Genomic DNA, 10,000 nt, shown 5'->3' on the forward strand with positions numbered 1-10,000 from the left:
GACAAAAGAGGAACTGACTCTATACGCCAGCAAAATTAAACCTGATGGTGTTATAGCAGGTCATGATTACACTATGGGCAACTGGCGCTCTCAACTCAGGTACGGCGTAATGGAAGCGGTGCATGAATTTTGTCAAACTGCAGGCTATCGAATCAAATACCTGACGATGGATTTGTCTGAAAATCAGAGTTTTGTTATTGAAAAAATAGTTTGATTCCAGAGGGGCTAAGGCCCCTCTGTACTTTCAGGACTTGCCCAGAAGCTTCATAAGCGATTCTGCGACAAAATCTTGTTGAGTTTCAGAAATCCCAACCCAAAGTGGCAAGCGGATTAATTGTGCAGACAACAGATCTGTATTGCTCATGTTCCCCTCGACCCGACCAAATTTCACGCCTGCAGGTGCGGAATGCAAGGGGACATAGTGAAATACAGCGCCTATACCTAAAGCTTTTAATCCGTCAAGCACAGGCTGACGATCTAAAGCTGGATTCAACACCACATAATACATGTGAGCGTTGTGAACACAGTCAGAAGGAATTACAGGGCGACTTAACAATCCCATACGTTCAGCATCTGCAAAATGTGCATGGTAGTAGTTCCAACTGCTGAGCCGGCGGCTGGTAATTTGTTTTGCTTCTTCTAATTGTGCCCACAAAAAAGCCGCAATCAGTTCTCCAGGCAAAAAGGAAGAGCCATGCTCCTGCCAGGTGTATTTATCAATTTCTCCACGGAAATACTGACTTCTGTTGGTGCCTTTTTCACGAATAATTTCAGCGGCGGTTGCATAGCGGACATTATTAACTAACAAGGCGCCCCCCTCACCTGAAATGACATTTTTTGTCTCGTGAAAGCTGAACGCCCCTAAATCGCCCATACTGCCCAGAGTCCGGCCTTTATAAGACGACATCACGCCCTGAGCGGCGTCTTCTACCACAGCAAGCTCATATTTTTTAGCCAATTGCAATATGGTGTCCATTTCACATGAAACACCTGCGTAGTGCACCGGCACTATAGCTTTGGTTTTGCTGGTAATAGCAGGAGCAATCAGCTGCTCATCAATGTTCAGAGTATCAGGCCTGATATCGACAAACACAGGTACTGCGCCTCTGAGCACAAAGGCGTTGGCCGTGGATACAAAAGTGTAGGATGGCATAATCACTTCGTCGCCGGGCTGAATATCCAACAACAAAGCGGACATTTCTAATGCCGCAGTGCATGAATTTGTAAGCAACGCGCGCTCTGCCCCAGAGTATTGCTGTAACCATTGATGGCATAAAGCAGTAAAAGGTCCATCACCTGCCAGGCGGCCGTTAAAATGACACTGTGCTATGTTGTACAGCTCTTTGCCTGTCATGTAAGGCCAGTTAAAAGGAATTTTCATATGCACCTCACTCAGAGATAATCCCGGTAAGCCGGACCTGTATTAAAGAGCAAATCAATCACGGATACGCCATGAACAAAAGGCTGATGTAACTGAGTATAAGGGCGATAGCCAGAATAATTCATCCAACCGACTTCTATACCTGCAGCGGTAAATAACGACTGATCCAGATAAGACATCGCACTAGGGCCGCTTAAATAGCGATCAGCCTGCAGTTGCTGCGCCAGTTGGATCAAGCGTTCATTACGATCTCCGGTCAATAGGTAATCTTCAGCACGGACTATTCGGGTGCTTATCTGCATCAGCTGGCACAAAGTGCGCAGCAAAGCTTCATTTAATGCAGATAAAGACTGCCATTGCTGGCGGTACAGTAGAGAGAGTTCGGCGCCATACATGTCAAAATAACGAGCCCTCCCGTATTGCTGCTCAATAGTACGCCAGTGCTTAGATTGCCAGCGTTGATCAGCGATTTGAATCTCATTAATGAGCTGTCCAAGATGCAGGTGTCTGACTGGCACAGTTAACCAGCTAACGCCCTGCGAAGTGAGGACTTTATTTCTGTTGCGCCAATCGTTTTTTGTGTACTGAACTGTGTCATACAGTACAAAAATGTCAGCTTTACGGATTAAATCAAAATAACCTTTCCAGGGTATGTAGTTGGATTGGCATACCGCAAGAGTTGTCATAGGCAGATGCCTTCTCTGTTATGTTCAGAAACACAGCTGGCCGGCGTTCCAAGGTAACGGGATCCTGCGTCTGACGACTTTAACAACAAAGAGTTTGCACCAAGCAACGTTTCATCAGCGACAATAATTTGCTGAGCTACAACACTGCTAAAACCCAAAAAGCATCTGTCACCTACATGACATTCGCCGCCAAGTACGCTGTGGGCGGCAAAAAAATTGTGGTGCCCGATCTGAGAGTCATGGCAAATTATGGTACCACTCCAGAAGATATTATGATTGCCAATATGACAAAATGGTTCTATTACAACCGCCGGAAATACAATGCTGTTCTCACCTAAATACACGGTCTGGTCTATGTAAGCTTCAGGACTGAGGTAACTATAAAAAATACGGCCATCTTGTTTCAGGCGATCGAACAGCTCTGCTCTTCGCCTCATATTGGCATATCCTACCGCAATCAAAAATTGTAGCCCTGTATCAAGCACTAGGTGGTCAATGTCTTGATAGGGATAAACAGGTTTGCCACAGAACTCTGGCTGAGACAAAAATTCACGATCGACAGCGAATCCTCTTACATAGCTGTCAGTTGACGCATCAATCCAATGCGCCAAAATTTTAGCCAGGCTCCCCGTCCCCACTATAATAACAGGTATACGCATTTACTCTTGCCCCGGCTTGTATAAGCGTTGATCTGCGGGCAAGTAGAATTCGTCAAGACTCGCGGGCATTCTGACATTCATCCCAATCAGTTTGCGGCCATTTTCTCCTAATGATTCTATTTGCTGCTTAGTCATCAGTCGTGGAAAATCAAATCGTTGTCGCATATAGGGTCTGCACAGATTGATGGTTAAAGCATGCCTTGTGTGTTGTGTGTTGTTAACCCCAGCGGCATGTACGAGCCTCGCATTAAAAAGAATCAAGTCGCCTTTACTGCAAACAAGACGCTGAGCTCGTGCATAGAATTCTTGTTCAGCAGGTAGCTCAGACATTCGATGAGAGCCGGCTAGATAAAAAGTTGCGCCATTTTCCAGCGTAAAATCATTGAGCGGAATAATGACACCGATGTTACTGACATAATCAGGGATAAAACGCGGGCAATCGACATGGATCCTCGTGCCATAATTACCCTTTTTGGGGGGCAGGCTCGATGACTGATAGGCGTAGACAATACAATGTGGTGTAAACAACTCTGACAAATAGTTATTCAGCGCACTGTGGTCCAGCAGTGCCAACATGTTTTTGCCACGTGTCATACAGTTGTGAACCATACCCGCATCGAATACATCTGGCCGCAATTGATGATCTTCGTCTATGGCAACTTCAAGTTCAGCTAAGAGTTGCTCAATCAGATCAGCATGAAACACCGAAGGAACCACTACAGCCCCGACGGTATTAAACTGCTGCTTTATCCGTTCTAACTCTGTCATCACTTAAAACCTTTTACTTGGTCAGAATAAATCTCAGATACTTATAAAAATGAGCTGAGACTGGCAACATAGATTGTAGATACTGATCAATGATTTGCGCATAACCTTCGGGCTGCTGGTTTACCCAGAAGCCCTGATCAACATACCACTCATACTCTACTTCCACTGTCCTGAAGCCTAGCAACTTTGCATAATCAAGCACTTCTTGTGCCTGAAAGCCCTTAGCCAGAGTTTTACCAGGTTCGGCCTGAGCGAGCGCTGTAGCATCCAATCCAAACTGCTGCTCATAGTTAGAGCCGTTGTCCAATGCGCCTTCGATTTCCCTTCGGAGTATTACAGAGCGTTGCTCTGGCTCTAATACTGCACTGGCCTGCAGCATCGAATGTATAAATTCACGATTTGGATTCAAATCGGTATACAGCACACCGCCTGGTTTTAACACGCGGTAGGCTTCCTGTAAAAACTCCCGATAATCGAACAGATGATCCATAAAAGAATAGGCGGTGGCAAAATCAAACTGGTTTTCTGCAAATGGTGTTTTTTCTGCTAATGCTTCCACCAGTTTGATATTGCCAGGGCTTAAATCCACCTGAGCCATCATCTCCCTGGTGATATCTACCCCCACCACTTCATCAAACAAATCGTGGCTCAATGCAATAATAAAACCCGTACCACAACCAAAATCGATCATCTGTTTTTTGTTAGATAATCCGGATGTAAGCCGCAGCAAAATGCCTCTGACCTTTTGCTGATTTTCAGGCCTGAAATGTGGGCTTTTCTGGTATTCATTAATTCCTACCAAAAATGAGTGTACATAACGGTTTGACTCTAAAGTCTTTTCTCTTAAATCATTGTCATTTGACATTGTTATACCTCTTCCAGTACAAGATCCTGGCCAAATTCAAAACTAAATATCACCGTCAAATCCCGAACCAAACGTTTAACAGAAAAATAATCACTAATGATCTGATGGTTTCTTTTTGCCGCACTATCAGCCATAGGTGAAAAACGAATATTATCAACAGGATAAAGTTCAACACCTATTCGATTAAAAAATGACCAGGTCGAAACACGGGTATCCAGATACACCTTCCTTCCCTGTCCCAATAAGTTCACCAGGTTGCCCATGCCATGTTGGCGTGGCGAGGGTAAGATAGCCATATTTACCTGATCTAACCATTGCAGGTACTGATCAAGTGGCACATAGTCAAGCAATGGCATAAAGCGTTCGCCAAAACACAACTTTCCGTGCTCAGCGACAGTTTTGATGTAGTCTAAATCTCCTCGAGGGTAAACTAATGGGCAAAAAATCTGTAGCTCTCCGTCGTCATTGGCTTTCAACATATCTAAATACTCAATGTGCTGATTTTCTCTGACAGCTGAATGCCCTAGCAGGATTCGGCAGTTTCCTGCAGATTTTGCACTTAAGTCATCACCGTGAAACAGCGTTGTATTGTAAAAAAAGCTACGGATATGTCGGCCAGTCACTCCATACATGGACCTGACCATAGTCATTTCCTCATCAAGAATATTAACCAAATAAGGAACATGTCGCATCACGTACCTATGGTCATCGTTGTACATCTCAGGGTAATAAAAATCACCGCCCCACATCACCCAAATTGATTTCTGCAGATAGTCAGGATGTTCACACAAAATTCTGTGAACTTTGTCACGCTTTAAACCATGCAGAATAATTTTGTCCGATTGAGCCATATATCCGCGTAACACTTCAAAATCATCGTCTGTATGTAAAAATTCGGCGCCATGTTCAGGCGTCAAACCATATTGGTAACGCTTACTGGTAATGAAAGTGAACTTGTGATTTGTAGCATCAAAATGTTTAGCAACGAAATCGATAAATGCCGGTGTAAACTTATCTAATGTCATGATATGTAAAATCATTTCTAAAATCCTGCAAGCCAGTTGCTTGCTGTTATCTCGTTAATTTAGTACCAGGTACTACGACACCGGCAACTCACACTCTTTTTCACTGAGTAATGCAGGGCCACACAGCTTATCAAGATAAGCTTTGACCCATAAAACTCTTGGGTACAAGGATTGAAATTCATTAAGACAAAACATGACTCTTTCGCCGCTGGGAAAAAGGTTCAGCAGGAACTGTATTTTTTCCGGAGCGCCAACCCGGCACAACTCAAAACTGAAATGCACCATTTTCTCAGTTGGCTCCAATTGCTGTTTCAGATAACCGACCAGATAATGATTCAGCAGTGCTTCCACAAGAAACTGACTTTCATGCCGGAACTTATGATGCAGATTATTCAGAAATGCGTTGGGGTGCCTTTGCCACAATGCCTTGATCAAACTTTTCGTCATAGGCTGAAAACCATGGCTGATCATTATGTGATGCTCAGGTTTAAATCCCTCAAGCTGCGCTGAAGCTAAAACGCCCTGCTGAAACAAAGTGAGTGTTTTCTGCTCAGAAAACGATACCCAGTCTCCATAGGTCACAGGCAATCCATTTTTTTGAAAGAAAAAGCTTTTATCAACGGCATGACCAAACATAAAGTCATCGTTCGCATAAATAAAGTGTTCAGAAAGCTGTGGAATACGGCCGATTAAACTGGCGATGGCCCTTGTGTTAAAACTTGGCAGATACGTCTCATAACCAGAGAATAACTGTTCATGATCAATAATCTCGATTCTGTCTTGGGATATAAGGTTTTGCTGCAAAAACTGCGGGAATTGTTTGTCTACAACTAACCAAATTTTTCTATACCAGGGTGCATGTTGCTTGATAGAGCGCAGACAATATTTTAGCTCATCGGTCTGATTAAAACGCAATGGACTGGTAGATTGTTCAGCATTGATTTCAGAGTGAAGCCTGAAATCATTCAGGTAGTGAGCCCTCTTTGCCTGATGCGTAGGGTCTTGGCCATCAACCCAAAGAATCACAAAATCTACGTCAATCATTCAGAACCTATGATGTCAAATACCTGTGCAACCAGTCAGCATAAATAGTTATCGGCATCCTCAAACATATACTTTAATTTGGGGCTAACCTGTCACCAACCAACTAAATTCAAATCACAAGGATTTGATCAAGCATTGGTTTTATTAAACAGATAGTTGACACTGACCTGATCCAATTCAAAAGGATGCTCAGTATAGAGCTGATAAGCACGTGTCAAATACTCTCTCCACAATACCAATACCTGATTAAAGGTCTGCAGGAATTCAGGATGCTCATCGCTGATATTAGCGGCAAGTTTGGTCATCACTCCGGCCATATAGTTAGAGCTGCCGTGAAATAAGCAGAAGGTGATGTCTTTATCTTTCACCGCCCTCTTGCGTAGCAGCTGCCACTGTGCAGCAATCATTGCTTTGGCATCTGCCTGGGTTTGTGCGTCGTCTTTTAAAATGTCCTGCCACTGAGCCATGGTCTTTTCAAACATAGAGGCAGAAAACTTCTGCCGGATTTGTTCAGCACACTCTGGCAATGCCGGATAAAAGGCTTTTTCAATCAATTGCTCAAGCAATTCATTTTTATGCTGTGGGGTATTCACCAACAGTATATTTTCAGGCATCAAACCAATAGTGCCTTTAATTTTTACGCCGTCACTGCAGTTATAAACTTCAATTTTTCGACCGGCTTTGGCGATCGCTTGTTCCAGTAACTTGCGGGATACATCAAATTCAGGCTTGGTGTAGACCATAGGCCTGAAATTACCTACTGAAGGTACGCCGCCTCCATGTCGCTTCTGATAGTTATAGACTTGTGAGCCATCCGCTTTGTAATAAGAGGAATGTTGTGAGTGGTGCTGATTGATATCAATAAAACCCAAATCAACACCAAATAAATAGAACTGTTTAAAGCCAAGCTTAATGGCGTAGTTCATCACCATATTAGTGACTGTCGGATAGGCATAGGCAAGCGAAGCGACGTTATAACCCAGTTTTTTTAACCCGTTATGAAATACATAAGTCGAGGCTTCGCCATCCTTAAAACACAACAAAGTTTGTTTAAACAAAGCGGCAGTGTCCGGATGCATACCATTAACGCTGATTAAACGAATTTGCTTTAAATAGTCAGCATCATCAATCTGGCTGATCCAGTCAAAGGTTGAGCGATTTTGTTCTATTTCAGCATGAAAATCTGGCCTAATGCCCTTTTTATACAAAGAACCTAAAGCAGTACCGCAACTGATCAGTACCACTTTGTCCCGGTATTCTTGCAGATAGTCAAAACACTGGTCCAGACTGGGCCCATTGCCAATGATGTATACAGGTAAATCGAGCGCTTTATTCTGGCGATAGTCGGCATTCACATGCTGCAAAAATCTGTGTCCGTCTATCAGGCTGCGGTGAGTATGAGCTATACCAAAACGAGCATGATCATAGTATTCACCCAGCGCCAGTACTACCTTTAATTCGTCGCGTAAATCAGCAATAGCTTTTTGCATCCCAATATTAAAGTAGGTACTAAGCATGTAAGTGTCAGCGATGGAATATGCGCCGACCTGATAAAACTGAGCCATTAAATCGTAGAAATAATGACTGCCATCACCACCCAAATTCAGATAAATCCGACTTTCTGCCGCATCCGCTCTGGCAAAAATGCCGGCCCAGTCCGTTACCCATAAACTTGCGGCAAAAAAGTCCAGATTAGGTTCACAGATAAATAGGTTCTTTATCTCATGTTGCTGCGTTAGCAGCTCAATATGTTTACCTAAGGCCACCCCAAAAATGATTAAAGAGTCAACGGTTGGGGGTAATTTGCTCTGTTCATTTAATGTTTTTTCAATTAATGGCTGTAACTGACTTACCACGGAAAAATGTAGGTAGCCCCGGAATTTTTTACTAACCCTTTGACTCAACACCACATCATCCTTAAACGGATGATTCACAAAGTAATCAACCACTTCTGATGACTCGACGTCAATATCGAGGTGAAACAACGCATTACGTTTCTGATGGTACAGGTTTGGTTTGCCTTGCGGATCAGTTACCAGTTGCCAGGCCCGGGTTTTATGTTCCTGCATGGCTTTATGCACTTTAGGGTAGAACTTTTGCAAAGCTTCCATGTTGGCATCGTACAAAGCCTGAGCCTGCTCTGTTTTATAATCTTTGGGCTGGTAATAACCTAATAAGTTACCTGCGCGCTCGGATACATAATCTGCATAATCTTTGTATTCAGTAAATTGATGGCCTGTATGAGTCAGGGCGTCTTTGCGACCAGAGTGCTGCAACAGATAGCGAATAACCTCATCCATCATTGGATGAAACTGATGCCGGTACACAAAGATCTTGTCTAGCTTTGAATCAAACTCCAATAATTCAGCTAGTTCTGCAGGCACAGCAGTCGCATCTGAACCCATTTGCAAAAAGATATGGGTGCCCATGCTGGTCGCGGTGTCTAAAAGTTGTTGCCAATTATTGGCTTGTGCCGAGCAGAGTAAAATATCTATATTAGGCTCATACACCACCAGATAACGGATATGGCTGTTCATGACCAGTTCGTTCAGGTGGTAACCTAAGCCCAGGCCAAAAACCAGCAATACATCAATGTTTGCCGGCAATGGTTGATGACGCCAGGTTAAATCATCTGGATTATTTTGCAGGTTAAAGTAGGCCGCGTGGGAATAAAACTCTTGTACTTCTGCCATCACTTCCTGTTTAGCGGCACTTTGGTAAAACACCCGGCCTGTGGCGAAGTCAACTATGTTCAGTTCTGTATCTTTAGTGCAAAACAACGAATACTGTTGAACTTCATGTTCATGAATAATACCGACTAAGCTGGGAATATTTTGCCTGAAGGCGTCAATATTCTGGCGAATATTACGGGCAATACTGGCTGAGACTTGTTTTTCCAGAGCTTCTTGCTGCTCGGCATTATCGAGGATTTGGTAATTGATATATTTCAGCATAAAGGCCAGGCACCCGCTTAATTATTGTCTCCGTAGCTTTGATGCGCCTTTTTACCTTTGCGTAATTGCAACATCCTGACAGCTACAGTACTTCGTTCAGAAGTGACTTGTTCAGTGATAAGACTAACCCACTGCAAGTTATCTGCCAATATACTTTCTAAATCAGGTGTTTGTTGCGGATTTTCACAGAGTTGCCGCAAGAGCTGATCAAACTCTTGCCAATACAACGAAAATTGCCCGGTAGCATAATCGTCCTGCGCCAGCAATTCCTGTATTTGCTGGCGTTTGCTTTGTAGGCTCAGGATTAAATCTGTCATTAGGCCGATGCCAAAGCTGACTGCCCTTGGCGTTCTGCAAGCATCTGGAAGCCTTTTTGCCGTTCTTCAACCGGAATAGCATCCCAACCAGATTTTATCTTGATCATAATTTCGATGACGTCATCCACTTTAGCCGGATTGCTTTCGCGACTGGCCTGCATCAAGTGATTGACCATAAAGTCATACAGTGACCATAAATTCTGCGGTACATCGCCCCCAACATCCATATCCAACGAGTGTTGTAAGGCAGAGATAATACTCATGGCTTTAGACACAGTTCGGGATTTCTCCGCAAAGTCTT

General features: G+C 43.6%; 11 protein-coding genes. 1 reads left to right on the forward strand and 10 read right to left on the reverse strand.

All coding sequences use genetic code 11. The annotated features are described in order from the left end of the window. The coding region (locus LDL40_RS06065; RefSeq protein WP_300994293.1) for a hypothetical protein at positions 1 to 214 on the forward strand (214 nt) is incomplete at its 5' end. Positions 215 to 244: 30 nt separating this feature from the next. Here LDL40_RS06065 and rffA read toward each other — a convergent pair. The 10 genes from rffA to fliS form a co-directional block, all read right to left on the reverse strand. Further along, entirely contained in the window at positions 245 to 1,381 is a 1,137-nt protein-coding gene (gene rffA, locus LDL40_RS06070) for a dTDP-4-amino-4,6-dideoxygalactose transaminase (RefSeq protein WP_300994294.1), read from the reverse strand. 11 nt (positions 1,382 to 1,392) lie between these two features. Continuing rightward, on the reverse strand, positions 1,393 to 2,067 hold the full coding sequence (locus LDL40_RS06075; RefSeq protein WP_300994295.1) for a WbqC family protein: 675 nt from the start codon (positions 2,065 to 2,067) through the stop codon (positions 1,393 to 1,395). Continuing rightward, positions 2,064 to 2,726 (reverse strand): acetyltransferase, encoded by a 663-nt coding sequence (locus tag LDL40_RS06080; RefSeq protein WP_300994296.1) that lies wholly within the window; start codon positions 2,724 to 2,726, stop codon positions 2,064 to 2,066. Before LDL40_RS06080 ends, LDL40_RS06075 begins: the two co-directional genes overlap by 4 nt. Beyond that, positions 2,727 to 3,494 carry a phytanoyl-CoA dioxygenase family protein gene (locus tag LDL40_RS06085; protein ID WP_300994297.1) on the reverse strand — a complete coding sequence of 256 codons (768 nt, stop codon included), beginning with the start codon at positions 3,492 to 3,494 and terminating at the stop codon, positions 2,727 to 2,729. A 13-nt stretch (positions 3,495 to 3,507) separates the two neighbouring features. Then, entirely contained in the window at positions 3,508 to 4,359 is an 852-nt protein-coding gene (locus tag LDL40_RS06090; protein WP_300994298.1) for a class I SAM-dependent methyltransferase, read from the reverse strand. Between the two features lie 2 nt (positions 4,360 to 4,361). Further along, positions 4,362 to 5,399, reverse strand: a complete 1,038-nt coding sequence (locus LDL40_RS06095) for a TDP-N-acetylfucosamine:lipid II N-acetylfucosaminyltransferase (RefSeq protein WP_300994299.1) — start codon at positions 5,397 to 5,399, stop codon at positions 4,362 to 4,364. Between the two features lie 57 nt (positions 5,400 to 5,456). After that, the gene (locus tag LDL40_RS06100; RefSeq protein WP_300994300.1) at positions 5,457 to 6,428 is read right to left on the reverse strand and encodes a stealth family protein; all 972 of its coding nucleotides are present in this window, start codon (positions 6,426 to 6,428) and stop codon (positions 5,457 to 5,459) included. A 128-nt stretch (positions 6,429 to 6,556) separates the two neighbouring features. Continuing rightward, entirely contained in the window at positions 6,557 to 9,382 is a 2,826-nt protein-coding gene (locus tag LDL40_RS06105; protein ID WP_300994301.1) for a 6-hydroxymethylpterin diphosphokinase MptE-like protein, read from the reverse strand. A gap of 17 nt (positions 9,383 to 9,399) precedes the next feature. Continuing rightward, the gene (locus LDL40_RS06110; protein WP_300994302.1) at positions 9,400 to 9,699 is read right to left on the reverse strand and encodes a hypothetical protein; all 300 of its coding nucleotides are present in this window, start codon (positions 9,697 to 9,699) and stop codon (positions 9,400 to 9,402) included. Further along, on the reverse strand, positions 9,699 to 10,000 hold a 302-nt coding region (fliS, locus tag LDL40_RS06115; RefSeq protein ID WP_300994303.1), incomplete at its 5' end, for a flagellar export chaperone FliS. The genes LDL40_RS06110 and fliS, both read right to left, overlap by 1 nt.

Origin of the sequence: Rheinheimera sp. (assembly GCF_020217005.1) — a bacterium.
In the GTDB taxonomy this organism is placed as follows: domain Bacteria; phylum Pseudomonadota; class Gammaproteobacteria; order Enterobacterales; family Alteromonadaceae; genus Pararheinheimera.